The sequence below is a fragment of the Roseomonas sp. OT10 genome, assembly GCF_020991085.1.
Lineage (GTDB): Bacteria > Pseudomonadota > Alphaproteobacteria > Acetobacterales > Acetobacteraceae > Roseomonas > Roseomonas cutis.
On the sequence record NZ_CP087719.1, the window covers coordinates 2,038,334 to 2,063,303 of the forward strand.

Genomic DNA, 24,970 nt, shown 5'->3' on the forward strand with positions numbered 1-24,970 from the left:
CGGCCGGCCTTGACCGTGCCCGGCCGGCATCCGAAGGATCGGGCGCCATGATCCTCCGCAGCCCCGGCGCGGCCGCCGCGCCACCCCGTCACCCCGCTCCGCGCGGCGCGGCCTGGTGGCGCGGGGTGCCGGCATGACCGCCTCCCTCAAGCCGATCCTGGCGCGGCTGGCGGCGGGCGAACGGCTGGCCGAGAGCGAGGCGGAGCAGGCCTTCGGCATCATCATGTCGGGCGAGGCCACGCCGGCCCAGATCGCCGGCCTGCTGATGGCGATGCGCCTGCGCGGCGAGACGGTGGCGGAGATGACCGGCGCGCTGCGTGCCATGCGCGCCCGCATGATCCCCGTCGAGGCCCCGCCGGGGACCATCGACATCGTCGGCACGGGCGGCGACGCGGCCGGGACGCTGAACATCTCCACCGCCACGGCGCTGGTGGTGGCGGGCTGCGGCGTGCCCGTGGCCAAGCACGGCAACCGCGCCCTCTCCTCCCGCTCCGGCACCTCGGACGCGCTGGCGGCGCTGGGCGTGAACCTGGACGTGGCGATGGAGCGGCTGCCGGAGGTGTTGGCGGGGGCCGGCATGGTCTTCCTGATGGCCCCCCGCCACCACGCCGCCCTGCGCCACGCCGCCGGCCCGCGCATGGAGCTGGGGACGCGGACCATCTTCAACCTGCTCGGCCCGCTGGCCAGCCCGGCGCGGGTGAAGCGGCAGCTCACCGGCGCCTATGCGGCGGAATGGCTGCGCCCCATGGCCGAAAGCCTCGGCCGCCTGGGGACGGAGCATGCCTGGCTGGTGCATGGCCAGGGACTCGACGAGCTGACCATCGCCGGCCCCTCCCGGGTCGTGGAGCTGAAGGACGGTCGCATCGCCGAGTTCGAGGTCACGCCCGAGGAGGCGGGCCTGCCCCGCTCCCCGGCCGAGCAGCTTCGCGGCGGGGAGCCGGCGGAGAATGCCGCCGCCCTGACGGAGCTGCTGGGCGGCGCGCCCGGCGCCTACCGGGATTGCGTCCTGCTCAACGCGGCGGCGGCCCTTGTCGTGGCGGGGGTGGCGAACGATCTGCGTCGGGGCGCGGCGATGGCGGCGGAATCCGTGGATCGCGGCGCCGCTGCGGCGGTTCTCGAGCGGCTGCGGGCCCTCACCGCCGCCTGACGCGGCCGCCCCTGGCGCCGCACCTCGTCCCAGCGTTACCCTTTTTTGCGGTTCGCGACAGGATTGACGATCCGGCGTCGTGATCCCAGGAACCCAGGATGGACCAGCTCTCCCCGTCCGTCGCTCCCCTGCCCCCGGTTCCGACCGGCGGGATTCCCGATGTCCTGGCCCGCGTGCTCGCCGACAAGGCGATCGAGGTGCGCGAACGGTCGCAGGCAACCCCCCTCGGCGAGGTGGAGCGGCTGGCCCGCGCCTCCGGCAAGGTCCGGGATTTCACCGGGGCGCTCTGCGCCGCGGTGGGGGAGAACCGCGCCGGGCTGATCGCCGAGATCAAGCGCTCCTCCCCCTCCGGCGGCCCGATCCGCGAGGGGCTGGATCCCGCCGACATGGCCCGCACCTACTGCGAGGCCGGGGCGGCGTGCCTGTCCGTGCTGACGGACTTCGCCTATTTCGGCGGGACGGCCGCCGACCTGCGCTCGGCGCGGGAGGCCTGCGGACTTCCCGTGCTGCGGAAGGACTTCCTCATAGATCCTTGGCAGGTCTTCGAATCCCGCGCCATGGGTGCGGATTGCGTGCTGCTGATCATGGCGGCCCTCTCCGACAGCCAGGCCCAGGAGCTGGAGGACACGGCCCGCAGCCTGGACCTAGCCGTCCTGGCCGAGGTGCATGACGAGCGCGAGCTGGAGCGGGCGCTGGCGCTCGAGACACGGCTGATCGGCATCAACAACCGCAACCTCAAAACCTTGCGGACGGATATCGGCACCACCGAGCGGCTCGCCCCGATGGTCCCGGCCGACCGCATCCCCGTGGCGGAAAGCGGCATCCGCACGCCGGAGGATGTCCGGCGCATGTCCCGCGCCGGGGCGCATTGCCTGCTGGTCGGCGAGCACCTGCTGCGCCAGCCCGACCCCGGGGAGGCCGCGCGCTCGCTGATCGAGGCGCTTTGAGCGACCCGGCCATGCAGGGTGGGCTGACCCATTTCGACGCCGCCGGCCAGGCGCGGATGGTCGATGTCGGCGGCAAGGCCGAGACGGTGCGCGAGGCCGTGGCGCGCGGCCGGGTGGCGATGCGGCCGGAAACCCTGGGGCTGATCGTCGAGGGCCGGGCCGGCAAGGGCGACGTGCTCGGCGTGGCGCGGATCGCCGGCATCATGGCGGCCAAGCGCACGGCGGAGCTGATCCCGCTCTGCCACCCCCTGCCCCTCTCCTCCGTGCGCCTGGAGCTGACGCCCTCCGGGCCGGATGCGCTGGAGATCGAGGCGGCCGTCACCACTGCCGGGCGGACCGGCGTGGAGATGGAGGCGATGACGGCGGTGACCGTCGCCGCCCTGACCGTCTACGACATGTGCAAGGCGGTGGACCGCGCCATGCGGATCGAGGCGGTGCGCCTGGTCCGCAAGAGCGGCGGCAAATCAGGACTTTACGAGGCGACGTGATGCTTCCGGTCGAAGAGGCGCTGGACCGGGTCCTCGCCGGGCTCTCGCCGCTGCCGGCGGAAACCGTGGCCTTGCCGGACGCATGGGGCCGGGTGCTGGCCGCGCCGCTGACCGCGCGGCTGACCCAGCCGCCGGCCGACGTCTCCGCCATGGACGGCTATGCGCTGCGTGCCGCCGACGGCGCCACGGGGGCGGAGCTGCGCGTCGTCGGCACCGCGCCGGCCGGGCATCCCTTCTCCGGCACCCTCGGCGCCGGCGAGGCGGTGCGCATCTTCACCGGCGGCGTCCTGCCCGAGGGGGCGGATGCCATCCTGCTGCAGGAGGATGCCACCGCCCTCGAAGGCCGCGTGCGGGTTGGGGAGGCACCGGCCGCCGGGCGCTGGATACGCCGCCGCGGCCTGGACTTCGCCACGGGCGAGGTGCTGGTCGAAGCCGGGCGGCGGCTGACGGCGCGCGACATCGGCCTGGCCGCGGCGGGCAACCACCCCTGGCTCGCGGTGCGTCGCCGCCCGCGGGTCGGGCTGCTGGCCACCGGCGACGAGATCGTCCTGCCGGGTGAGCCGGTGCCGCCGGGCGGCATCGTCTCCTCCAACGCCCATGCCCTGGCCGCCATGGTCCGCGCGGCCGGGGGCGAGCCGGTGGTGCTGCCGGTGGTGCGCGACGACTCCTCGGCCATCGCGGCGGCGGCCCGGGCGGCGGAGGGCTGCGACCTGCTGGTGACGACCGGCGGCGCCAGCGTGGGCGACCACGACCTGGTGCAGTCGGCGCTGGGGCCCGAGGGGTTCGAGCTCGGCTTCTGGCGGATCGCCATGCGGCCGGGCAAGCCGCTGATCTGGGGCCGGCTGCGTGGCGTGCCGTTGCTGGGCCTGCCGGGAAACCCCGTCTCCGCACTGGTCTGCGGCGTGCTGTTCCTGCTGCCCGCGCTGGCGCGGCTCGCGGGCCTGCCGGCCGGACCCACGCCCAGCCGGCCGGCGCGCGCCGGGGCGGATCTGGCCGCGAACGACCGGCGCCAGGACTACCTCCGCGCCCGTTGCGCCCCCGGCGAGGGCGGGGTGCCCGTCGCCATGCCCTTCCCACGGCAGGACAGTTCCATGCTGCGGCTGCTGGCCGGGGCGGATGCCCTGCTGATCCGTGCCCCGTTCGCGCCGGCCGCCCCGGCCGGCACGCCGGTCGAGATCATCGAGCTGGCGCCGCTGGGCCTCTGACGCGCCGTTCCGGCCACCGGACCTGTGGATTCCGGGGACAAGCTTGACCATCCCATTGGAACCTATCTAGAACATGCCGGCGGGTTGCCGGTTTGTTCGCCGGCGAGTCCGCCGGAGGATTTTCCCTATGCTGACGCGCAAGCAGCACGAGCTGCTGGTCTTCATCGACCGTCATCTGCGGCAGACGGGGTTCTCGCCTTCCTTCGAGGAGATGAAGGAGGCGCTGAACCTCCGCTCCAAGTCCGGCATCCACCGGCTGATCACCGCGCTCGAGGAACGGGGCTTCCTGCGGCGGCGCGCCCACCGGGCCCGCGCGCTGGAGGTGGTGCGCCTGCCGGAGAACCTGGCCGCCGCCAAGCCCGCCATGGCCGCGATCCCGTCCTCGGCACCGTCGGCCGAGCCTACCCCGGCGCCCCCCGCCTTCGCGCCGAACGTCATCCGCGGGCACTTCGTGCCGAACCTCGCGGGCGTGACGCGGCCGGTGGAGGCGCCGGCCGTCCATCTGCCGCTCTATGGCCGGATCGCCGCGGGCCTGCCGATCGAGGCGCTGCGGGACCAGGGCACGGGGATCGAGGTGCCGACGGCGCTGCTGGGCCATGGCGAGCACTACGCGCTGGAGGTTGCCGGCGATTCGATGGTCGAGGCGGGGATCCTGGACGGGGACACGGTCATCATCCGCCGCGGCGACACGGCCGACAACGGCTCCATCGTCGTAGCGCTGGTGGATGATGCGGAGGTGACGCTGAAGCGGCTGCGCCGCCGCGGCAACTCGGTGGCGCTGGAGGCGGCGAACCCCCGCTACGAGACGCGCATCTTCGGCCCGGACCGGGTGAAGGTGCAGGGCCGGCTGGTCGGGCTGCTGCGCCGGTACTGACCTCGCCGGGCTCGCCCCTCACTCCGCCGGGGCCATGGGCTCGCGCGGGCGGGGCGTGGGGATCGGGGGCACCCAGGGGCGGGTGCCGCGCCAGTCGCGGTCGGACAGCACCCGCAGCCCGGACGGACCCAGCCAGACCGCATGGGGACCGTTCCGCCAGACGCTGAAGCGGTCCACGACCACGGTTTCCCGGCAGCGGCCACGGATCGGCTCGGCGGAGACGAGCACCCTGGCCTGGCCGCACCAGCCCTCCGCCACCACGGGTGGCGCCGCCTGCCCGCGTCGCGCGGTCGGTGCGCGCAGCAGGGCGGCGGCGGCGGCGTCCGGCCGGGGACGGAAGACGCATCCCGTGCTGGCGCAGCGGATGGCTCCCCCGGCGAGGTCACCCTCCGGCGGCAGGCGTTCCGCCTCCCCCTCCCCCCAGGCGCGCAGCCAGCTGTCGCGGGTGAAGCTGCTGGCGCCGCTCGCCCGCTCCAGCCAGACACCCTCCGCCGTGCGCAGGGCGATCAGCCGCCCGTCCTGCGACACCAGCAGGTCGGGGGGATCGGCCGCGAGGCCGGAGGCCAGTCCCGCCGCCAGCAGCGGCACCCCCAGCCAGCGCACCCCGCCGCGCCACAGGCAGAGCCAGCAGAGGCCCAGCGCCAGCACGGCAAGGCCCCAGGCCGGGATCGGCGGCGTGGCGGCGACGGCGCCCGGCCAGGAGGCCACCTGCCCTGCCACCCACAGCACCGCCTCCACCCCCCAGCCCATCGGTGCCAGCGCCATGCCCTCAAGGCCCAGCGGCATGAGCAGCGCCGCGGCCAGCCCGGCGGGCATGATCAGGAAGGAGGTGATGGGCACCGCCAGCGCGTTGGCCGCGACGCCGTAGAGCTGGAGGCGGCCGAAATGGTACAGGCCGAAGGGCGTGGTCGCCGCCCCCGCCACCAGCGAGGTCAGCATCAGCCCGCCCACGGCCAGCGCCACCCGGCGCCAGGCCTCGCCCTGGCCGCGCCACAGCAGCAGGCGGCCGCGCATCGCCTCGGCCGTCGCGGCCAGCGCCATGACCGCGCCGAAGGACATCTGGAAGGACGGGCCGAGCAGTGCATCCGGCTGCCACAGCATCACCAGCGCCGCCGCCAGGGCGAGGCCGCGCAGCGAGATCACCCGCCGCCCCAGCAACAGCGCCACCACCCCCAGCGCCGCCATGGCGAAGGAACGCAGCATCGGCACCTGCGACCCGGTCAGCACCGTATAGAAGCCGCCCAGCATCAGGCCGGCCACGGCGGCCGCGGCCTTGCCGTCCAGCCGCAGCGCCAGCGGCGGCACCAGCCCGAGCAGCAGCCGTGTCGTGCCGAATCCCAGCCCGATCACGATGGCGACATGCAGGCCGGAGACGGAGAGCAGGTGCGCGAGGCCGCTGTCGCGCATGGCGGCGATCGCTTCGGCCGGGATGCCGGACTGGCTGCCGGTGAGCATGGCGGCGGCAATCACCCCGGCCGCCCCGGGGATGGCCGCCGTCACCCGCGCCTCCATCGCGGAACGCAGCGTGGCGAGCCCGGCCGGGCCGTCCGTCGCCAGCACCTCCACCGGGCCGAGGGCAAAGCCGCTGCCGGCAAGGCCGGAGAAGTAGGCGGCGCGCTGGAAGTCCCAGGCTCCCGGGGCCACGGGGGCCGAGGGCGGGCGCAGCAGGGCGCGGATGCGGACGGTGTCCCCGGGCAGCGGCCGGGTGGGGTCGTTGGCGCGCAGGCGGATGCGGATGTCGCGCTCCAGCGGCGCTTCCGCCCCGTCCCAGCGCGCGCCCTCCAGGCGCAGGCGGCGGCCCTCGGGCAGCAGGTCCACCTCCGCCACCCGGGCGGTCACGACCACGGCGCGGCCGGGCAGTTCCGGCACGGGCGGCTGGCGGCCCGCCTGCCACAGCGCCCCGGCGAAGCCCAGGGCGACCGCCCCGGCCAGCGCCAGCGCCACGGCGAGGAGCGGCCGGCGGCCGCGCAGCGCCAGGGCCGTGGCGAGGAGCGGCCAGGGCAGCCAGAGCCAGGCCGGGCCGGGTTCCGCGCGCCCGGAGAAATAGGCGACGACCCCGACGCCCAGCGCCACCGGCAGCCAGAGCGGCAGGCGTGACCACTCCGCCGCGACGCAGTCCAGGACGCGCGCGCGCCACGCGGCCGGCCAGGACCAGCCGGGACGAAGGCGCAGCGGGGTCAGGGCCGCGTGGGACACATCCCAAAGTGGAACAATTTTTCCGGGACCACAACCAATGTCCCGGGCGTCGGCCCCCTTCGCCCCGAGGGCTTCAGCCCGCCAGGATGGCGGGGCCGTGCCGGTCGGCCATCCGGGCGCTGGCCTCGTTCAACCCGACCACCTCCACCTCCGCGCCGCGGCGGCGCAGCTTGCCCACCACCGCCTCCAGCGCCGCGACGGCGGTGACATCCCACAGATGCGCGCCGGTCAGGTCGATCCGCACGCGCCGCGCCGTGTCGCGCAAGTCGAAGGCATCGGCCATGAGGTCGGCGCTGGCGAAGAAGACCTGGCCCGCGACGCGGTAGGTGCGGGTGTCCGTGCCCGGGTCGTACCGGCTCGTCACGTCCAGCAGGCGCATCACCTTGAAGGCGAAGAAGACGCCGCTGAGCAGCACGCCCACAGTCACCCCGGCGGCGAGGTTGTGCGTGGCCACCGTCACCGCGACGGTCGCCAGCATGACGATGCTCGACACCTTGGGATGGCGGGTCACGTCGCGCAGCGAGGCCCAGGAGAAGGTCTCGACGGAGACCATGACCATGATGGCGACCAGCGCCGCCACCGGCACCTGCGCCACCCAGGGGCGCAGCAGCACCATCAGCACCAGCAGGAAGACGCCGGCGGTCAGGGTGGAGACCCGCCCCCGCCCGCCGAAGCGGATGTTGCCCACCGTCTGGCCGATCATGCCGCAGCCGGCGATGCCGCCGAACAGCCCGGCCGCCGCATTGGCGAGGCCGAGCCCGGTGCATTCCCGTGCCTTGCGGCTGTTGGTGTCGGTGAGGTCGTCCACCACCGTCGCCGTCATCAGCGATTCCAGCAGCCCGACCACGGCCATGGCCAGGGAATAGGGCGCGATGATCCGCAGCGTCTCCAGGGTGAGCGGCACGTCGGGGAGGAACAGGCTCGGCAGCGAATCCGGCAGGCGGCCGAGATCGGCCACCGTCGCCGCCGGCATCGGCACCGCGATGGTGAACGCGGTCAGCGCCAGGATGCAGACCAGCGGCGAGGGGATGGCGGTGAAGACGCGCGGCAGCAGATAGATGATGGCGAGTCCCGCCGCGATCAGGGCGTAGGTGTGCCAGGTGACGCCCAGCATGTGCGGCACCTGGGCCGAGAAGATCAGGATGGCCAGCGCGTTGACGAAGCCGGTGCGGACGGATTTCGAGACGAAGCGCATCAGCACGTCCAGCCGCAACAGGCCGAAGACGATCTGCAGAAGTCCGCAGAGGATGGTCGCCGCCAGCAGGTATTGCAGCCCGTGGCTCGCCACCAGCGCCGCCGCGACCAGCGCGACGGAGCCCGCGGCGCCCGAGATCATGGCCGGCCGGCCGCCGGCGAAGGCGATCACCACGCCGATGACGAAGGTGGCGAAGAGCCCGACCTGGGGATCGACGCCGGCCACGAAGGAGAAGGCGATCACCTCCGGGATCAGGGCGAAGGTGCCGACCATGCCGGCCAGCACGTCGCGGCGCAGCGCGCCGAGCCCGCCGCCGAACCATTCGGCGCGGTCGTGGTGGAAGATGGGTTCTTTCATGGAGACAGGGATTCCGCAGTCAGCGCAGGACGCCGGCGGGCGGGGCCGCCGGGGCATGTCCTGTCGTGTGCGTTATCCGGCGGATCGGCGGCCGGAGGAGCCACCCGGGATTGCACCGGGTCCGGGATGAATGGACCCACGGTAACGGCCGCCGCGCTGCGCCGCAACATGAACCTCGCGGCCGGTCCCTGTCATGGGCAGGGCTGACCGGATGCCGACTTCGTTCCGCGCCGGCGCGTTCCGGGCTAATCTGCCTGGATCATGACCGTCCGCACCCGCTTCGCGCCCTCCCCCACCGGCTACCTGCACATCGGTGGCGCTCGCACGGCGCTGTTCAACTACCTCTACGCGCGCCACCACGGCGGCCAGTACCTGCTGCGCATCGAGGACACCGACCGCGCCCGCTCGACGCCCGAGGCGGTGCAGCAGATCCTCGACAGCCTGGACTGGCTCGGCCTCTCGCCGGACGAGCCGCCCGTCTTCCAGGCGGCGCGCGAGGCACGGCACCGCGAGGTGGCGGAGCAGCTGCTCGCCGAGGGCAAGGCCTACCGCGCCTACGACACGGCGGAGGAGCTGGCGGCGATGCGCGAGCTGGCGGTGAAGGAGGGCCGGCCCCCGCGCTACGACGGGCGCTGGCGCGACCGCGATCCGTCCGAGGCACCGGCCGGCCTCGCCCCCGCCATCCGCATCAAGGCCCCGCGCGACGGCGAGACGGTGGTGAACGACCTGGTGCAGGGCGAGGTCCGGGTCCGCAACAGCGAGCTGGACGACATGATCATCCTGCGCTCCGACGGCACGCCGACCTACCTGCATGCGGTGGTGGTGGACGACCACGACATGGGCATCACCCACGTCATCCGCGGCGACGACCACCTGACCAACACCTTCCGCCAGATCATGGTCTACGACGCCATGGGCTGGGACCGTCCGGCCTTCGCCCACATCCCGCTGATCCACGGCCGGGACGGCGCCAAGCTGTCCAAGCGCCACGGCGCGGTCGGGGCGCTGGAGTTCCGCGACCAGGGCATCCTGCCGGAGGCGCTGAACAACTACCTCCTCCGCCTCGGCTGGGGCCATGGCGACGAGGAGTACGTGCCCCGCGACAAGGCCATCGCGCTCTTCGACCTGCCCGATGTGGGCCGCGCCGCCTCGCGCATGGACGAGGCCAAGCTGGCGCACCTCAACGGCCTGTATCTCCGCGCCGCCGAGCCGGAGCGGCTGGCCAAGGAGGTGCTGGCGATCCTGGCGAAGCGGGACCTGCCCATCGACGCGGCCGGCGAGGCCCGGGTGCGGGCGCTGATCCCCGACCTCCAGCCCCGCGCCCGCACCCTGGTCGAGATGGCGGACGGCGCCGCCTTCGCCCTCGCCCGGCCGGCGATGGAGGCCAAGGCCGCCGGGCTGCTGACCCCCGAGGCGCGCGGCCGCCTCGCCACGCTCGCCAAGGCCATGCAGGGTATCGCCTGGGAGCGCCCGGCGCTGGAATCCCTCCTCCGCGACCAGGCGGAGGCCCAGGGGGTGAAGCTCGGCGCCCTGGCCCAGCCGCTGCGCGCGGCGCTGACCGGCAGCACCCAGTCGCCGCCGATCGATGCCGTGCTGGCGGCGCTGGGGCGCGAGGAGACGCTGGCGCGGATCGCCTCGGCGTAGAACTCTCCGGGGGGCGTGGACTCCCCCCTTCTTCCGGGAGTCCGCCCGTGGCGGGGCCGGTGCTACGCGGCCGTCACCCGCCACACGCTGTCGCCCGTATCGTCCGCGACCAGCAGCGCGCCCTGCCCGTCCATCGCCACCCCGACCGGGCGCCCGTGGACCTCGCCCGTTCGCGGGTTGGCCATGAAGCCCGTCAGCAGGTCGCGTGGGGCGCCATCCGGCCGCCCGTCGCGGAAGGGGACGTAGAGCACCCGGTAGCCGCTGTAGCTCTCCCGGTTCCACGAGCCGCGCTGGCCGATGAAGGCGCCGCCGCGCCATGCCGCCGGGAAGGCCGCGCCGGTGGAGAAGCACAGGCCCAGCGACGCGGTGTGCGGACCCAGCGCATAGTCGGGGACGATCGCCTTCGCCACCAGCTCCGGCCGCTGCCCGGCCAGGCGCGGGTCCTCGTGCCGGCCGTAGTAGCTGTAGGGCCAACCGTAGAACCCGCCCTCCTGCACATGGGTCAGGTAGTCCGGCACCAGGTCGTCGCCCAGGTTGTCCCGCTCGTTCACCACCGTCCACAGGGTCTGCGTGCCGGGTTGCAGCGCGATGCCCACGGGGTTGCGCAGGCCGCTCGCGAAGACCGTCTCCCCTGAGCCGTCCAGCCCGACGCGGAGGATGGCGGCGCGCCGTTCCTCCTGCTCCAGCCCGTATTCCCCGGCATTGCTGGCCGAGCCGACCGCGACGAACAGCCCGCGCCCGTCCGGGGTGGGCAGCAGGTTGCGGGTCCAGTGGTTGTTGTAGCCCCCCGCCGGCAGGTCGAGGATCTTCCGCCCCGGCGCCGTGATCCGCGTCTGCCCGGGCGCGAAGGGAAAGCGCAGCACCGCGTCGGTGTTGGCGACGAACAGGCTGTCGCCGACCAGCGCCATCCCGAAATTCTGGTTCAGCCCGTCGAGCAGCACGACGCGCTCCCTAGCCTCGCCCGCGGGGGTCAGGCCGCGCAGCAGGGTGATGCGGTTCGCGCTGTCCCGCATGGTGCCGGAGCGGCGCTGCTGCGCGATCTTCTCCCGCTCCTCCGCGTTGCGCGGCTCCTTCGGCTTCGTCGCCGCCTCCGCCACCAGCACGTCGCCATTGGGCAGGACCAGCAGGTTGCGCGGGTTGTCCAGCCCGCCGGCGAGGCGGGACACGCGGAAGCCCTCGGCGGCGGTGGGCGTGTGGCCCTCGGGCCAACCGATCCGGGTCGGGTGGTTCGTCACGGCGTGCGACGTATCCGGCGCGGGCAGGCGCGGGTCCGGCCCGAAGCCGGGAAGCTGGTCCGGGCCCTGCTGGGCCAGGGCGCTGCCGGGCAGGGCCGCGGCCGCCAGGGCGATGGCGCGTCGGGTCAGGGGCATCCAGGATTCTCCGGCAGCCGGCCGGTGCGGGGCGTGCCCGGCCTGTTGCCGGGTGGAACGCCCGGGCCCCTCCGTCCGCTTCAGCGCCCCGCGCCGCCCTACGCGGGCGGCGGCACGATCCGGCAGGCCAGGGCGGTCGCCCGCGCGAGGGACAGCATGCGCCTTGCCGCCACCGCGCCGGTTGCGGCTTCGCCGGCCAGCTTCTCGATCAGCGGGTTGCTCACGACCGCCCGGGTCGCCGCATCGGCCAGGATGTTGGTCGCCGCCACCGTCGCCGCGCTGAAGGCGCTGCGCCGCAGCAGCGCGATGGTGCCCGCGATCCCCGGCCGCAGCCCGTGCAGCGCCGCCACCTGCCGGACCAGCCGCACACCGCGCCAGCCGAAGACCAGCGCATCCCAGGCCGGCGAGGGGCTGATCGCGGTCGCCGCGAAGGCCTGCGCCGCCGCCACCCGGCCGAGCGTCACCGCCTTCTCGTCCAGCACCCGCAGCGGCCCGGCCTCCAGATGCGCCCGCAGCGTCTCCGTGTCCGGCGCGGCACGCAGGGCCGGCAGGGACGCCCGCGCCTCAGGCACCGATTCGGCCCAGCGCAGCGCCTCCGCCCGGGCGCGGACGATGTCCTTTGCGGCGAAGGCGGCGCGGGCGTGGTCCACCTCCTCCAGCGCGGTCAGCCCCCGCAGCTCCCGCACCCCGGCGGCCAGGATGAGGCCGAAGCCGCCCGCCGCCACGACGAGGGTGATCGCGCCCAGCCAGACGGAGCGGCCGAACTGCGCCGCCACGAAATTCGCCGCGTCCAGCGCGGACAGCCCCACCACCAGCGAGGCGATGCCCGTGGCAAGCAGGCTCAGGCTCGACCAGCCACCGATCCGCGGCTCGGCGACCGGCACCACGGCGTTGTCCCAGCCCAGGTCGACGCGCGGCGGCACCGCGCCCGGCGGCACGGGCTCCTCCAGGATGACGCGCGGCCCCCTCGCCTCCTCGTTTCCGTTCACAGCAGATCCCCGATCAGCGCGGCCAGCAGCCGGTCCAGCCCCAGATGCGGAACGCCCGAAAGCCCGTCCGGCTCCAGCCGTGGCGGGCGGAAGACCGGCATCTCGAAGAAGGGCGCGCGCCAGTAGGACTCGCCGGGCCGGCGGCTGGGCACCACGCCCGGATCGACCTTCACCCAGCGCGGCGCCGCGTCGCCCGGTTCCAGCAGCACGCCGCGCACGGCGGGGATGGCGCGGCCGTCGCGCTCCACCACCGCCTCCTCCGTGCAGCGGATCGCGGCGATGGCATGGACCGAGACCTGCGCCCCCGCGCCGAGGACGCGGCTGCGCGGCGCCTCCACCAGGTCGCCCAGCAGCCCCGTCAGCGCGTCGCGCGAAACCTCCGGCACGTGGTCCGCCTTGGTCGCGGCGAAGGCGACGCGCGACACCCCCGCCCCGGTGAGCCAGTCCGTCCAGGAGCCGCCGTAGCGCAGGGCGCCTGCGATGGCGGTCAGCGCCTCGGCCGTGTCGTCGAAGGCGGCACGACCGGCATGGAGCGCGCCCAGCACATCCACCAGCACCGCCTGCCGGTCGAAGCGGCGGAAGACCGGCTCCACGAACTCCCGCCGCTGGTCGTCCAGATAGGCGTCGTGGCGCCGCTCCAGCAGCCCGGCGAGCCCGCCGCCGCGCACCCGCTCCGGCAGGGGGAAGAACCACAGCAGCGGCGCCTCGCCGCGGGGCCCGGGATTCAGCGTCCGCCCCGGCTGCAGGAAGCGCAGCCCCAGCCGGTCGCGGCAATGGCGCAGCGCGTCGCGGTACAGCGCCCAGCCGCGCTTCGCCAGCGCCTCCTCGGCCAGCGCGGCCTCGGGCAGCGAATCCACGAAGGCGAGGAAGGCGGCGACCGGCCCGGCGGCGGCGGATTTGCGCAGCCGCAGCAGGGTGGCGTCCGACCAGCCGGCGAAGCGCCCGCCCAGCATGGGCAGGTCCAGCAGCCATTCGCCGGGATAGTCCAGCAGGTCCAGCGTCACCTGCCGGTCGGGCAGGAGCTGGCCCCAGAGGTTCCGCCGCCGGATGGTGAGCGCCAGGGAGAGGGTGGAGAGGTCCTCCGTCCGCTCCGGCCAGCGCGGCGGCTCGGCCGCCAGCGCCTCCAGATGCGCGGCCGCGTCGAAGCGCGGCGTCGTCTCGATCCCCGGCGGGACGAGGCGGGCCGAGAGCAGCCGGCCCTCCACCTGCTCCTCCAGCGCCGGCAGGGTGCGGGCGCGTGCCCCGGCCGCCAGCAGGTTGGCGATCAGCGAGGTCAGCAGCACCGTCTTGCCGGCGCGCGACAGGCCGGTGACGGCCAGCCGCACCCGGTCCCGCCCGGCCAGCGCCCGCGCGGCGTCCTCCGCGCTCCACCACGTGTCGCGGAGGAGGCGGAGGGGCGCGCCCGTCAGCGCGTCGATCGGGTCGAGGGCCATGCCCCGCGCAACGGCGCAGCCGGTCCCCGGGTTACGGCCGCTGGATCAGCTCGATCTTGTAGCCGTCCGGGTCCTCGACGAAGGCGATGATGGTGGTGCCGTGCTTCACCGGCCCGGCCTCGCGCGTCACCTTGCCGCCGCCGTTGCGGACCTTCTCGCAGGCCGCCGCCACGTCCGGCACGCCGACCGCCAGATGGCCGAAGCCCGTGCCGATCTCGTACTTCTCGACGCCGTAGTTGTAGGTCAGCTCGATCTCGCCGCCATTGTCCTTGTTGCCCTCGCCATAGCCGAGGAAGGCGAGCGTATACTGGCCGGCCGGCACGTCGTTGCGGCGCAGCTCCTTCATGCCCAGCAGCCCGGTGTAGAACGTCACCGAGCGGTCGAGGTCGCCCACGCGGATCATCGTGTGCAGGAAGCGTCCTTCGCTCATCCCTGGCAGTCTCCCTCGGGCGTGGCGGCGCGGGTCGGGATGACCCGGCGCGGGTTCCACGCGGTCAGACCCGGCGGGACGGCGTCAGCCGCCCCGCCGCGGCATATGGTCCTCCGGCCGCAGGGCGAGGAGGAACACCCCCCGCTCCTCCGCCAGCCGCACCGTCTCCTCGCGCTCCATCACCAGCGCGCCGCCGGCCTCGAAGGCGATGCCGGCCAGCCCGGCCTCCACCGCGTGGCGCACCGTGGCCGGGCCGATGGTCGGCAGGTCCAGCCTGCGGTCCTGGCCCGGCTTGACCAGCTTCACCAGCACGCCGCCCGGCCCCTCCCGCCGCAGCGGGCCGCAGCGGGCGAGCATGGCGTCCGTGCCCTCGAAGGCCTCGACCGCCAGCACCAGCCCCTGCTGCACCACCGCGCCCTGGCCGACGTCGAGCGCGCCCAGCGCCTGCACCACCTCGACCCCGCGCGCGATGTCGGACAGGGCATGCGCATCCGGCCCGGCACGGGTCAGCAGGCCCGGTGGCTGTTGCAGCCCGTCCAGCACGGCGTTCGGCGCGGTGAGGGAGAAGCCCTCCTCCCGCAACACGTCGCGCAGGGCGGAGAGCAGCCCGTCATCGCCCGCGAAGGCCCGCTTGCCGATCCGCGCCAGGTACTTCGCCGAGGCCACGTCCGGCCGCAGCGACAGCATCGAGGGCCGCCGCACCTGCCCGGCCAGCACCAGCTCCCGCACGCCCTCCGCCTTCAGCCACTCGACGGAGGAGCCGAGCGCGCCCAGGCGGAGCGTGATGGAGCGGTAGGGCGCCCAGAGCGACGGCTCGGCGAAGCCCTCCAACAGCACGGCGCGCACGCCGCGCCCGGTGGCCTCGGCGACCGCCGCCACGCGCAACGGCAGCGCCCCGGCACCCGCGAAGATGCCGAGCGGGCCCTGCCCGCCGCCGCTCATGCCGCCTCGCCGGCCGGCTCGTCCTCGGCGGTCTTCAGCCGGCGCGCCTTCATCAGCCCGCGCCGGCTGTGGGTGTCCATGAAGCCCAGGATCTCGGCCACGGCGGCGTCCTGGCCCCAACGCTCCCGCGTGCGGCGCAGGCGCTCGGAGAAGACGCCCTCCCCCCCGAACAGCGAGCGGAAGGCGGCGCGCAGGGCGTGGATGCGCGCCCGGTCGAAGCCGCGGCGCTTGAGCCCGATCAGGTTCAGCCCGGTCAGCCGCGCCCGGTCGCCCAGGCAGGCGCCATAGGGGATGACATCCGCCTCCACCCCGCTCATCCCGCCGATCACCGACTGGCGGCCGATGCGGACGAACTGGTGGACGGCCGCGCCGCCGCCGACGAAGACCGTGTCGCCGATCTCCACATGCCCGCCCAGCATGACGTTGTTGGCCAGGATCACCTTGTCCGACAGGGTGCAGTCGTGTCCGACATGGGCGCAGGCCATGATGAGGCAGTCCGCGCCCACCCGGGTCACCCCGTGCCCGCCGACACTGCCGCGGTGGATGGTGGAATGCTCGCGCAGCACGGTGCGGGCGCCGATCTCCACCCGCGTCGGCTCGCCCTTGTACTTCAGGTCCTGCGGTGGCAGGCCGACCGAGGCGAAGGGCATCAGCACCACCCCCTCGCCCAGCCGCGTGTCGCCGTCGACGACGGCATGGGAGACGAGCTGCACCCCATCCCCCAGCACGGCCTCCGCGCTGACGCTGCACCAGGGGCCGATGCGGACCCCGGCACCCAGCCGGGCCCCCGGCGCGACGATGGCGCTCGGGTGGACCTCGGCGCTGCTTGCCGTGACGCTCACTTGTCGAGGATCATCGCGGCATAGGTCGCCTCGGCGACGGCGGTGCCGTCTACCCGAGCGACGGCGTTGAACTTCCAGACGTTGCCGCGCTGCCGGTCCTTGGTGACATGGATGCGGAGCTGGTCGCCTGGCACCACCGGCTTGCGGAACTTCGCGTTCTCGACGCTCATGAAATAGACCAGCTTGCCCTCCGCGCTGGGACCCAGGGTCTTCACCACCAGCACGGCCGCCGTCTGCGCCATGCTCTCGATGATCAGCACGCCCGGGAAGACCGGGTGGCGCGGGAAGTGGCCCTGGAAGAAGCCCTCGTTGATGGTGACGTTCTTCACGCCGGTGGCGCGCTCGTTCAGCACCACGTCCACGACGCGGTCCACCAGCAGGAAGGGGTAGCGATGCGGGATCGCCGCCATGACCTCGCCGATGTCGTAGGCGCTGACCTCCTGCGCCGCGGCGCCCGCCACCGCCGTGCCGCCCGCCGGCTCGTCCTGCCCGCTCATGTCTTCCTGCCTGCTCTCTCTTCCTTGGCCAGTCGGTGCAGGGTGGCGATCGCACGCCACGCCTCCCGAACCGGCATGGCCGGCGTGCCCCAGACATCGGTGCCCGCCGGCACGTCGCGGGTCACCCCCGTCTGGGCGCCGACCCGGGCGCCGCTGCCGATGGTCAGGTGCCCCGAGACCCCCGCCTGCCCGCCAAGCTGCACGTGGTCGCCCAGCACCGTGGAGCCCGAGACGCCGACCTGCGCCACGATGGCGCAGCCCTTCCCGGTGCGCACGTTGTGGCCCAGCATCACGAGGTTATCCAGCCGCGTCCCCTCGCCCACCACCGTGTCGCCGCCGGCGCCGCGGTCGATGCAGGCATTGGCGCCGACCTCCACCCGGTCCCCCAGCAGCACGCGGCCCAGCTGGGGTACGGTGACGAAGCTGCCGCGCTCGTCCGGGATGAAGCCGAAGCCCTCGTTGCCGACCCGTGCCCCCTGGTGCAGCACCACGGCCTCCCCGGCGATGGCGTAGTAGAGCGAGGCATGGGCGTGCAGCCGGCAGCGCGGCCCCAGGATGCAGCCCGGCCCCACCACGGCGTGCGGCCCCAGCACGCAGCCCTCGCCCAGCCGCGCGCCCTCGCCCACCACGGCATAGGGGCCGATCTCGCAGCCCTCGCCGAGCTCCGCCCCCTCGCCGACCACGGCGGTGGGGTGGATCCCCGGCCGCGCCGCCGCCCGTGGGTGGAACAGCGCCGCGATGCGGGCGAAGGCCAGGGCGGGCTGGGCGGCGGGCAGCACGACCACGCCGGGCGGCGCCTCGGCCACCTGCTCGGGCCGCGCCACCAGCGCGCCGGCCCGGGTCGCGCGCAGCGCCTCCAGGTTCCGCTTGCCCTCGAGGTAGGAGACCTCGTCCGGCCCGGCCGCCGAGAGCCCGGCGACCCCGGCGAAGAGCCGGTCCGGCGTGGCCCCCTTCGGCAGCTCGATCTGCCCGGCCGCCGCGATGGCGGCCAGGCTGTGCGGCCCGGTCGAGGGGTGGAAGCGGGGGTCCGCCGCCACGGCCGGTCAGTTCCGCCGCTGCTGCTGGCCCTGCTGCGCCGGGGCGGCCGGGCGGGCCGGCTGCTGCTGCGCCTGCCCCGGAGGCGCCGGCGGCGGCGGCGGCACCGGCTGGCCCGGCGCGTTGGTCTCGGCCGCGAGGGTCACGTTGCGCAGCACCCGGTTCAGCTGCTGGCCGATCTCCTCGGTCAGGTCGAAGGGCGGGTCGTTGTAGATGACCAGCGGCCGCGGCAGGACGAGGTTCACCTTGCGGCTGGAGGCCACCTGCCGGATCACCACCGCCAGGGCCTGCTCGATCTCCTGCAACGCGACCTGGGCGGTCTGCTCGATGCCCCGCGAGCGGTCGCGGAAGACGCGCTGGCTCTCGGTGATGCGCTCCTGCAGCTCGCGCTCGCGGGTGCGGAGCTGCTCCGGGTTCAGGTTGGGGCGGTCGTTCTGCAGCGCCTGCTGCGCGTCACGCCACTTCTGCTGCTCGGCCTGGAGGTCCTCGTTCAGCTTCTGCCGGCGGCGCTCGATTTCCTCGCGCACGCTGTTGAAGGCGGTCGAGTTGCGCTGCACCTCGGGCACGTCGACGATGCCGATCACCGCGTCCGGCGGCGGCTGGCCGGCCGCCAGCGGCGCCGGGTTGGGCTGGACGCGCTGCGGCGGGCGCTGCTGCGGCTGCTGCGCCGGGCGCGGCGGCTGTGCCTGGGCCGGGCGCGGCTGGTTGGGGATGAAGTAGCCCGGATTGTCCTGGGCGGCCGCGGGCGGCGCCGCCGGCAGGGCCCCCGGAAGGGACAGGGCGAGGGTGGCCACCGCAATGCGGGCCTTGAGCGTCATCATCGCGAACTCTCTCAGACTCAGAAGCGGGTGCCGAAGCCGAAGCGGAACACCTGCGTCTCGTCATAGGACTTCTTCACCACGGCGGAGGCGAAGTCGAGGTTGATCAGGCCGAAGGGGCTGCGCCAGGAGATGCCCACGCCCGCACCGACCCGGGGGCTGCCGTCATCCACCACGCCGACGCCCGCCGGCACCTTGCTCAGCGCGCCGACATCGACGAAGGCGCGGCCGGTCAGGCCCAGCTCGGAGGGCAGCGGCAGCGGGAAGCGCATCTCCGTGGACTGGGTCCAGAGGAAGCGGCCGCCCAGCGCGTCGCGGTCGCTGCTGGAGAGGTCGCGCGGGCCGGCGCCGGCCACCTTGAAGCCGCGCAGGTTCTCGCCGCCCAGGAAGAAGCGGTCCACGATCAGCTCGCGGTCGTCGCCCCAGGGCTCCAGGTAGCCGATGCTGCCGCTGATCGAGAGCACGTACTCCGGATCGCCCAGCCAGCGCTCGAAGGGGATGTAGTAGGCACCGTCGGCACGGCCGCGGACGTACTGCGCGTCGCCGCCGAGCCCGGCGAAGTCGGCGCCGAGGCGGACGAGGTAGCCGCTGTGCGGGTCGAGCCGCGAATCGCGCCGGTCGTAGGTGAGCGTCTGGCCGATCTGCGACAGCAGCGTCTTGCCCTTCTGCTCCTGGATGTAGCGCGAGGCGTCGGTCGAGACGTCGTACACGTTTCGCTGGGAGAGCGTGTAGGCCCAGGACTGCCGCAGGTACTCGTTGAACTCGTAGCCGGCACGCAGCGCGAAGCCGTAGCGGCGCTCCTGGTAGCCCGAGTACTCGCGCAGGTCGCGGGTGACGTAGAACACGTCCGCGCCCACCGCGAGGTTGCGGTCGAGGAAGGACGGGTCGGTCACCGAGAGGTCGAGCTGGCTGCGCTTCTGCGCGATCACCGTGTTGATGCGCGCGTCCCAGCCCGTGCCGAGCAGGTTGCGCTCGCGCAGGCCGATATCGGCCAGCGCGCCCGCGTCGGTGGAGTAGCCGCCGCCCAGGCTGATCTCGCCCGTCGCCCGCTCGCTGACATTGGCCCCGATGATCACCCGGTCTGGCGTCGAGCCCTGCGAGGTGTTGACGGTGACGTCGTTGAAGTAGCCCAGGTCGCGGATGCGCTGGCGGGAACGGCGGACCTGCGCGGCGTTGAAGGCGTCGCCCTCGGCCAGGCGGAATTCGCGCCGGATGACGCGGTCCTGCGTGCGGGTGTTGCCGGTGATGTCGATGCGCTCGACGAAGACTCGCTGGCCCTCGGAGACGTCGAAGGTGAGGTCGACCGTGCCGGCGTCGCGGTTGCGCTCGATGCGCGGCTGCACCTCCACGAAGGGCGCGCCCAGCGCGTTGCCGCGGTCCTGGATCGCCTGGGTGATGCGCTCGATCGCCTCGCCGTCGTACCAGTCGCCGGTGGAGAGGTCGATGGTGGGGCGCAGCTGGTCGGCGGTGACGTTGCGCAGGCGCGACGTGATGTCGACCTTCGCGATGCGGTAGCGCTTGCCCTCGTCGATCGTGAAGGTCACGAAGAAGCCGGAGCGGTCGGGCGACAGCTCGGCCGTCGAGGAGGTGATCTGCACGTCGGCGAAGCCGTTGCGCAGGTAGTAGCGGCGCAGCAGCTCGCGGTCGAAGGCCAGCCGCTCCGGGTCGTAGGTGTCGGAGGAGGAGAAGGGCCGGTACCACGCCTCCTCGCGCGTCGCGACGATCTCCTTCAGACGGCTGTCGGAGAAGGTGGTGTTGCCGACGAAGCTGATGCGGCTGACCAGCGCCGTCTCGTTCTCCTTGATCTCGAAGACGACGTCGACGCGGTTCTGGTCCAGTTCGATGATCTTCGGCTCGATCTCGGCGGCGAAGCGGCCGCGGCGGGCATAGAGCTCCAGCAGGCGCTGGCGGTCGGCCTGCACCGCCTGCGGCGTGTAGACGGCGCGGGCGCGCAGCTGCACCACCGGCTGCAGCGTGTCGTCGGAGAGCTTGCGGTTGCCCTCGAAGGCGACGCGGTTGACGATCGGGTTCTCCTGCACCGTCACCACGATGCGGTCGCCCTGGCGGGAGACCTGCACGTCGCGGAACAGGCCGGTGGCGAAGAGGGTGCGCAGGCTGCGGTCCAGCCGGTCGGCTTCGAAGGTGTCCCCGGGCTGGAGCAGCATGTAGGAGCGGACGGTATCCGCCTCGATGCGCTGGTTGCCCACCACGTCGATGCCCTGGACCACGCCGCCGGCCGGCCGGGCCGGGCCGGGCGCCGCCCCGCGGCGGGGCTGGCTGTCGGCGGGGCCCGCGACGACGACGGGGACGAGGCAGGTGGCTGCGAGGAGCAGGGCGCGTGTGGCGTGCAAAATCAGGGTTCCGTGCCGACGTCGCCCCCCTGAATCCCGGACGGCCATCCCGGGGGGCGGGGGGAAACTAGCGGCATCCCCACGCCCGCGCCAACCCCGTCGCGGCGCGGGTGTCGTCCCCGTAACCCAGAGTGATCGGGGCGGGGCCCGGGACCGCCCGGCCCGGCGGCGGCGGGACGCCCGCGCCCGCGGGGCCGGCCCTAGCCCGCCAGGCCGCCCAGCCAGCGGAACAGGCCGAAGCTGCTCAGGTCGTTCCAGGTCGAGAAGATGAACAGCATGGCCAGCACGGCCAGGCCGGCCCGAAGCCCGTATTCCTGGGCCCGGGGCGGCAGCGGGCGGCCGCGGATCGCCTCCGCCGCGTAGAAGACCAGGTGGCCGCCATCCAGCACGGGGATCGGGAAGAGGTTGATCAGCGCCAGGTTCACCGACAGCACGGCGATGAAGGTGACGAGGCTCGCCAGCCCCAGCGCCGCCGCCTGGCCGGAGATCTGGGCGATGCGCAGCGGCCCGCCCAGCTCCTCGGTGCCCCGGGCCCGGGTGATCATCTCCCACACCCCGACCAGGGTCTGCTTCGAGACGTCGCCGGTATAGGCGATCCCCTGCCAGACGGCGGAGAGGGGGTTCACCCGTTCGAAGACGGGGGCCCCGGCGGCCACGCCCAGCACCCCGACCGGCGGCGTGCCCTCGCTGCGGACGCGGGCCTCCGGGGTCGCGGTGACCGTCAGCTCGCGCCCCTCGCGGGAGAGCAGGAGCTGGAGCGGCCGGCCGGCGCTGGGCTCCACCCGGCTCTGCACGTCCTGGAAGCGGCGGATCGGCTGCCCGTCGATGGAGAGGATCGCGTCGCCCGGCTGCACCCCTGCCCGCTCGGCCGCGCTGCCGGCGACGACGGCGCCGACGGTCGCGGTCTGCACCGGCCGCCCCACGGTCGCGAAGAGCGCGGCGAACAGCACCGCGGCCAGGGCGAAGTTCGCGATCGGCCCCGCCGCAACGACGATGGCCCGGTCCAGCACGGGCTTGTCGTGGAAGGTCTCGCCCGGCCTCCAGGTGGCGCGGATGGCGGGGTCCACGTCGCCCGGCTGCTCCTGGCCGTGCAGCTTCACATAGCCGCCCAGCGGCAGCCAGCCGACCCGCCACTGCGTCCCGCGGCGGTCGGTCCAGCGGGCCAGGGCCCGGCCGAAGCCGATGGAGAAGCGCTCCACATGCACCCCCCGCCAGCGCGCGGCGAGGTAGTGGCCGAGCTCGTGGATGAAGACCAGCACGCCCAGCACCACCAGGAAGGCGACGACCGTGCGCACCGAACCGAACATGCTTTCCAAGATCAGCTTCTCCCGCAGGCCCGCCCGTCCTGCACCCTCATCCCGCCGCGCATCCCGCAGCGACCGGCCACGACCGCCCGGCTCAGCCCGCCAGCCGGTCCGCCGCGGCGTCCGCGGCGACCCGGGCCGCAGCGTCCAGCGCCAGCACCGCGTCCAGCTCCTCCGCCGCCGGGGCGCCCAGCCCGTCCAGCGTCGCCTCGACCACCCGGGCGATGTCCAGGAAGCCCAGACGGCGGTCCAGGAAGCGCGCGACGGCCACCTCGTTGGCGGCATTCAAAATGGTGGGCGCGCCACCCCCCGCGGACAAGGCCTCGCGGACCAGGCGCAACGCAGGGAAACGCTTCGGATCGGGCGGAAAGAACTCCAGCCGGCCCAGTGCCGCGAGGTCGAGGCGCGGGACGTCGACATGCATCCGGGCCGGCCAGGCCAGGGCATGGGCGATGGGGGTGCGCATGTCCGGGCTGCCGAGCTGGGCCAGGATGGAGCCGTCGGCGTACTGCACCATGCCGTGCACGGCGGATTGCGGGTGGACCAGCACCTCGATCCGCTCCGGGGCCACGGGGAACAGGCGCGCCGCCTCGATCACCTCCAGCCCCTTGTTGAACATCGTGGCGCTGTCGACGCTGATCTTCGCGCCCATGCTCCAGACGGGGTGACGCACCGCCTGCTCCGGCGTGGCCGCGGCCATCTCGGCGAGGCTCGCGTTGCGGAACGGCCCGCCCGAGGCGGTGAGGACGATCTTCTCCGGCACGGCCGGCAGGCGTGAATCGAGCGCCTGGAAGATGGCGTTGTGCTCGGAATCCACCGGCAGCAGCGTGGCGCCCGAGGCGGCGGCGGCGCGCAGCACGATGGGGCCGGCGCAGACCAGCGCTTCCTTGTTGGCCAGGGCCAGCGTCCCGCCCCGGCGCAGCGCGGCCAGAGTCGGGCCCAGCCCGGCGGCGCCCACGATCGCCGCCATGGTCCAGTCCGCCGGGCGCGAGGCGGCCTCCGCGACGGCGGCGCGGCCCGCCGCACAGGCGATCCCGGTGCCGGCCAGCGCCTCGCGCAGCGCGGGCAGCGCGCTGTCCTCCGCCAGGACGGCGATCGCGGGGCGGTGCCGGCGCGCCTGCTCCGCCAGGGCGGCGGCATCCCGCCCGGCGACCAGCGCCTCGACCGCGAACTCGCCCGGCGCGGCCGCCTCCAGCAGGGCCAGGGTGGAGCGCCCCACCGAGCCGGTGCTGCCCAGCACCGTGATCCGCCGGGTCAGCGCCACAGGGGGGCCCCGAAGCCGAAGAGGGCGGCCAGCAGCGCGGCGACCGGCGCCGCGGCCAGCAGCCCGTCCAGCCGGTCCAGCAGGCCGCCATGGCCGGGGATGAGGCTGGAGCTGTCCTTCACGTCGAAGTGACGCTTGATCGCGCTCTCCAGCAGGTCGCCCGCCTGGGTGGCGACGGAGAGGATGGCCGCCACGGCCATGGCCCGGGCCCAGGACCCCGGCAGCAGCAGGGTGGTGGCCAGGGCCCCGACCAGCATGGCCAGGGCCAGGCCGCCCGCCGCCCCGGACCAGGTCTTGTTTGGGGAGACGGAGGGCATCAGCTTCGGCCCGCCGAAGATCCGCCCGGCGGCATAGGCGCCGATGTCGCTGGCCCAGACGCAGAGCAGCAGGAACAGGACGTTGTCCCGCCCGGCCAGATTGTCGTGCCGCAACTCGATCAGGCAGAGTCCGGCGATGCCGATGTAGAGGACGCCGAGCGCCAGCCAGAGCGCCGGCACCCGCTCCGGCCCGCGCCGGTCGGCCCGCAGCGCCACGAGCCAGGCCAGGAGGAAGCCGGCCCCCAGCATTGCCCAGCCGGCGAGCGGCCGCTCCAGCACGGCGAGCGCGCCGGCCACCAGCACCACGGCCGGGACCGCAGCACCGGGCAGGACGCGGGTACGGAGCCCGCACAGGTGCACCCATTCCCAGCAGAGGATGGCCACCCCGACCGCGAGGAGGGCGGTATAGGGCTCCGCCCCCAGCCAGACGCAGAGCAGCGCGGCGGGGCCGAGCACCAGGGCCGAGAGGAAGCGCTTGCGCAGGTCCCGCCAGCGCTTGGCGCCGGCGGGGTCGGGCTGGGCCGACGCAGGCCGGGTCACGGTCGGGGAAGGCATCAGCGGCCGCCGAAGCGGCGCTCCCGCCGGCCGAACTCGTCCAGGGCCTGCCGCAGGTGGCTGGCGTCGAAATCGGGCCAGAGGACGTCCTGGAAGACGAGCTCGGCATAGGCGGCCTGCCAGAGCAGGAAGTTGGAAAGCCGCTGCTCTCCCGAGGTGCGGATGATCAGGTCCGGGTCCGGCATGCCGTGGGTGGTGAGGTGGCGGTCCACGACCGCCTCGTCGATCTGCTCCGGCCGCAGCCGGCCGTCGGCGACGGCTTCGGCCAGGGACCGCGCCGCGGCGGCGATCTCGGCGCGGCTGCCGTAGGACAGGGCGACGTTGAGGTTCAGCCGGGTGCCGGCGGTGGTCGCCGCCTCGGCGCGGCGGATCTCCTCCATCGTCTCCGCCCCGAAGCGGGCGCGGTCGCCGATGACGCGCAGGCGCACGCCGTTGCGGACCAGTTGCGCCACCTCGTTGCGCAGGTAATGGCGCAGCAGGCCGGTCAGCTCCATGACCTCGTCCTGCGGCCGGCGCCAGTTCTCGGAGGAGAAGGCGAAGAGGGTCAGCCAGCCCACGCCGGCCTGTGCGGCGGCCTCGATGGCGCGGCGGGCGGCCTCGGCGCCGGCGCGATGGCCCATGACCCGGGGCAGGCGCCGGGCCGTGGCCCAGCGTCCGTTGCCGTCCATGATGATGCCGACATGCGCCGGCACCGCCGTCGCCCCCCTGGCAGGCTGCCGTTCGGAAGCTGCGCTCATTCCGTCCGGACGCCCCCTGCCGCGCCGATGTGC

22 protein-coding genes and 1 other annotated feature are annotated in these 24,970 nt (G+C 74.2%); of the genes, 6 read left to right on the plus strand and 16 right to left on the minus strand.

Features of this window, described 5'->3' with window-relative positions; translation table 11 throughout:
* The first annotated feature begins 133 nt into the window (after positions 1–133).
* From trpD to lexA, 5 genes are all read left to right on the plus strand, one after another.
* The gene (gene trpD, locus LPC08_RS09455) at positions 134–1,147 is read left to right on the plus strand and encodes an anthranilate phosphoribosyltransferase (RefSeq protein WP_230452443.1); all 1,014 of its coding nucleotides are present in this window, start codon (positions 134–136) and stop codon (positions 1,145–1,147) included.
* 98 nt (positions 1,148–1,245) lie between these two features.
* On the plus strand, positions 1,246–2,094 hold the full coding sequence (gene trpC / locus LPC08_RS09460) for an indole-3-glycerol phosphate synthase TrpC (protein ID WP_230452444.1): 849 nt from the start codon (positions 1,246–1,248) through the stop codon (positions 2,092–2,094).
* An 11-nt stretch (positions 2,095–2,105) separates the two neighbouring features.
* Positions 2,106–2,582 (plus strand): cyclic pyranopterin monophosphate synthase MoaC, encoded by a 477-nt coding sequence (gene moaC / locus LPC08_RS09465; protein WP_230453031.1) that lies wholly within the window; start codon positions 2,106–2,108, stop codon positions 2,580–2,582.
* Positions 2,582–3,787, plus strand: coding sequence for a molybdopterin molybdotransferase MoeA (locus tag LPC08_RS09470; RefSeq protein WP_230452445.1), 1,206 nt, complete (start codon positions 2,582–2,584; stop codon positions 3,785–3,787). Before moaC ends, LPC08_RS09470 begins: the two co-directional genes overlap by 1 nt.
* A gap of 127 nt (positions 3,788–3,914) precedes the next feature.
* The gene (gene lexA, locus LPC08_RS09475) at positions 3,915–4,661 is read left to right on the plus strand and encodes a transcriptional repressor LexA (RefSeq protein WP_230452446.1); all 747 of its coding nucleotides are present in this window, start codon (positions 3,915–3,917) and stop codon (positions 4,659–4,661) included.
* Positions 4,662–4,679: 18 nt separating this feature from the next.
* Here the strand turns inward: lexA and LPC08_RS09480 are convergent, their stop codons facing one another.
* Together LPC08_RS09480 and LPC08_RS09485 are read right to left on the minus strand one after the other, a co-directional pair.
* Positions 4,680–6,857 carry a ComEC/Rec2 family competence protein gene (locus tag LPC08_RS09480; RefSeq protein ID WP_230452447.1) on the minus strand — a complete coding sequence of 726 codons (2,178 nt, stop codon included), beginning with the start codon at positions 6,855–6,857 and terminating at the stop codon, positions 4,680–4,682.
* 73 nt (positions 6,858–6,930) lie between these two features.
* Positions 6,931–8,409, minus strand: coding sequence for a SulP family inorganic anion transporter (locus tag LPC08_RS09485; protein ID WP_255702316.1), 1,479 nt, complete (start codon positions 8,407–8,409; stop codon positions 6,931–6,933).
* 70 nt (positions 8,410–8,479) lie between these two features.
* Positions 8,480–8,535, minus strand: a sequence feature (sul1 is cis-regulatory element that is thought to sense ions involved in sulfur or methionine metabolism; They are found in Alphaproteobacteria).
* 135 nt (positions 8,536–8,670) lie between these two features.
* Between LPC08_RS09485 and gltX the strand changes: the two genes are divergently transcribed.
* Positions 8,671–10,053, plus strand: a complete 1,383-nt coding sequence (gltX, locus tag LPC08_RS09490; RefSeq protein WP_230452448.1) for a glutamate--tRNA ligase — start codon at positions 8,671–8,673, stop codon at positions 10,051–10,053.
* Positions 10,054–10,115: 62 nt separating this feature from the next.
* Here the strand turns inward: gltX and LPC08_RS09495 are convergent, their stop codons facing one another.
* The 14 genes from LPC08_RS09495 to LPC08_RS09560 form a co-directional block, all read right to left on the minus strand.
* Positions 10,116–11,423, minus strand: coding sequence for a PQQ-dependent sugar dehydrogenase (locus tag LPC08_RS09495; RefSeq protein ID WP_230452449.1), 1,308 nt, complete (start codon positions 11,421–11,423; stop codon positions 10,116–10,118).
* Between the two features lie 98 nt (positions 11,424–11,521).
* Entirely contained in the window at positions 11,522–12,412 is an 891-nt protein-coding gene (locus LPC08_RS09500; RefSeq protein ID WP_230452450.1) for a DUF697 domain-containing protein, read from the minus strand.
* Positions 12,409–13,845, minus strand: a complete 1,437-nt coding sequence (locus LPC08_RS09505; protein WP_230452451.1) for a YcjX family protein — start codon at positions 13,843–13,845, stop codon at positions 12,409–12,411. Before LPC08_RS09505 ends, LPC08_RS09500 begins: the two co-directional genes overlap by 4 nt.
* A gap of 31 nt (positions 13,846–13,876) precedes the next feature.
* A complete protein-coding gene (gloA, locus tag LPC08_RS09510; protein WP_230452452.1) occupies positions 13,877–14,275 on the minus strand; it encodes a lactoylglutathione lyase in 399 nt (132 codons plus the stop codon).
* Between the two features lie 84 nt (positions 14,276–14,359).
* Positions 14,360–15,217, minus strand: coding sequence for an LpxI family protein (locus LPC08_RS09515; protein ID WP_230452453.1), 858 nt, complete (start codon positions 15,215–15,217; stop codon positions 14,360–14,362).
* On the minus strand, positions 15,214–16,059 hold the full coding sequence (gene lpxA, locus LPC08_RS09520; RefSeq protein WP_230452454.1) for an acyl-ACP--UDP-N-acetylglucosamine O-acyltransferase: 846 nt from the start codon (positions 16,057–16,059) through the stop codon (positions 15,214–15,216). The genes LPC08_RS09515 and lpxA overlap by 4 nt, the downstream gene beginning before the upstream one ends.
* Positions 16,056–16,556 (minus strand): 3-hydroxyacyl-ACP dehydratase FabZ, encoded by a 501-nt coding sequence (gene fabZ, locus LPC08_RS09525; RefSeq protein ID WP_255702317.1) that lies wholly within the window; start codon positions 16,554–16,556, stop codon positions 16,056–16,058. The genes lpxA and fabZ overlap by 4 nt, the downstream gene beginning before the upstream one ends.
* Positions 16,553–17,593: a UDP-3-O-(3-hydroxymyristoyl)glucosamine N-acyltransferase gene (gene lpxD, locus LPC08_RS09530; protein ID WP_230452455.1), complete on the minus strand. Its 1,041-nt coding sequence runs from the start codon at positions 17,591–17,593 to the stop codon at positions 16,553–16,555. Before lpxD ends, fabZ begins: the two co-directional genes overlap by 4 nt.
* A gap of 6 nt (positions 17,594–17,599) precedes the next feature.
* Positions 17,600–18,412 (minus strand): OmpH/Skp family outer membrane protein, encoded by an 813-nt coding sequence (locus LPC08_RS09535; RefSeq protein ID WP_230452456.1) that lies wholly within the window; start codon positions 18,410–18,412, stop codon positions 17,600–17,602.
* A 17-nt stretch (positions 18,413–18,429) separates the two neighbouring features.
* Positions 18,430–20,760: an outer membrane protein assembly factor BamA gene (gene bamA, locus LPC08_RS09540; protein WP_230452457.1), complete on the minus strand. Its 2,331-nt coding sequence runs from the start codon at positions 20,758–20,760 to the stop codon at positions 18,430–18,432.
* Positions 20,761–20,960: 200 nt separating this feature from the next.
* On the minus strand, positions 20,961–22,067 hold the full coding sequence (gene rseP, locus LPC08_RS09545; RefSeq protein WP_230453034.1) for an RIP metalloprotease RseP: 1,107 nt from the start codon (positions 22,065–22,067) through the stop codon (positions 20,961–20,963).
* A 91-nt stretch (positions 22,068–22,158) separates the two neighbouring features.
* Positions 22,159–23,322 carry a 1-deoxy-D-xylulose-5-phosphate reductoisomerase gene (dxr, locus tag LPC08_RS09550; RefSeq protein WP_230453035.1) on the minus strand — a complete coding sequence of 388 codons (1,164 nt, stop codon included), beginning with the start codon at positions 23,320–23,322 and terminating at the stop codon, positions 22,159–22,161.
* Positions 23,319–24,185 (minus strand): phosphatidate cytidylyltransferase, encoded by an 867-nt coding sequence (locus LPC08_RS09555; protein ID WP_230452458.1) that lies wholly within the window; start codon positions 24,183–24,185, stop codon positions 23,319–23,321. Before LPC08_RS09555 ends, dxr begins: the two co-directional genes overlap by 4 nt.
* Positions 24,186–24,199: 14 nt before the next feature.
* A complete protein-coding gene (locus LPC08_RS09560; protein ID WP_230452459.1) occupies positions 24,200–24,937 on the minus strand; it encodes an isoprenyl transferase in 738 nt (245 codons plus the stop codon).
* Positions 24,938–24,970 lie beyond the last annotated feature (33 nt).

Coding starts and splice junctions, on each gene's coding strand:
- trpD (WP_230452443.1), top strand. CDS start 134: ATGACCGCCTCCCTCAAGCCGATCCTGGCGCGGCTGGCGGCGGGCGAA.
- trpC (WP_230452444.1), top strand. CDS start 1,246: ATGGACCAGCTCTCCCCGTCCGTCGCTCCCCTGCCCCCGGTTCCGACC.
- moaC (WP_230453031.1), top strand. CDS start 2,106: ATGCAGGGTGGGCTGACCCATTTCGACGCCGCCGGCCAGGCGCGGATG.
- LPC08_RS09470 (WP_230452445.1), top strand. CDS start 2,582: ATGCTTCCGGTCGAAGAGGCGCTGGACCGGGTCCTCGCCGGGCTCTCG.
- lexA (WP_230452446.1), top strand. CDS start 3,915: ATGCTGACGCGCAAGCAGCACGAGCTGCTGGTCTTCATCGACCGTCAT.
- LPC08_RS09485 (WP_255702316.1), bottom strand. CDS start 8,409: ATGAAAGAACCCATCTTCCACCACGACCGCGCCGAATGGTTCGGCGGC.
- gltX (WP_230452448.1), top strand. CDS start 8,671: ATGACCGTCCGCACCCGCTTCGCGCCCTCCCCCACCGGCTACCTGCAC.
- LPC08_RS09495 (WP_230452449.1), bottom strand. CDS start 11,423: ATGCCCCTGACCCGACGCGCCATCGCCCTGGCGGCCGCGGCCCTGCCC.
- LPC08_RS09505 (WP_230452451.1), bottom strand. CDS start 13,845: ATGGCCCTCGACCCGATCGACGCGCTGACGGGCGCGCCCCTCCGCCTC.
- gloA (WP_230452452.1), bottom strand. CDS start 14,275: ATGAGCGAAGGACGCTTCCTGCACACGATGATCCGCGTGGGCGACCTC.
- LPC08_RS09515 (WP_230452453.1), bottom strand. CDS start 15,217: ATGAGCGGCGGCGGGCAGGGCCCGCTCGGCATCTTCGCGGGTGCCGGG.
- fabZ (WP_255702317.1), bottom strand. CDS start 16,556: ATGAGCGGGCAGGACGAGCCGGCGGGCGGCACGGCGGTGGCGGGCGCC.
- LPC08_RS09535 (WP_230452456.1), bottom strand. CDS start 18,412: ATGATGACGCTCAAGGCCCGCATTGCGGTGGCCACCCTCGCCCTGTCC.
- rseP (WP_230453034.1), bottom strand. CDS start 22,067: ATGTTCGGTTCGGTGCGCACGGTCGTCGCCTTCCTGGTGGTGCTGGGC.
- LPC08_RS09560 (WP_230452459.1), bottom strand. CDS start 24,937: ATGAGCGCAGCTTCCGAACGGCAGCCTGCCAGGGGGGCGACGGCGGTG.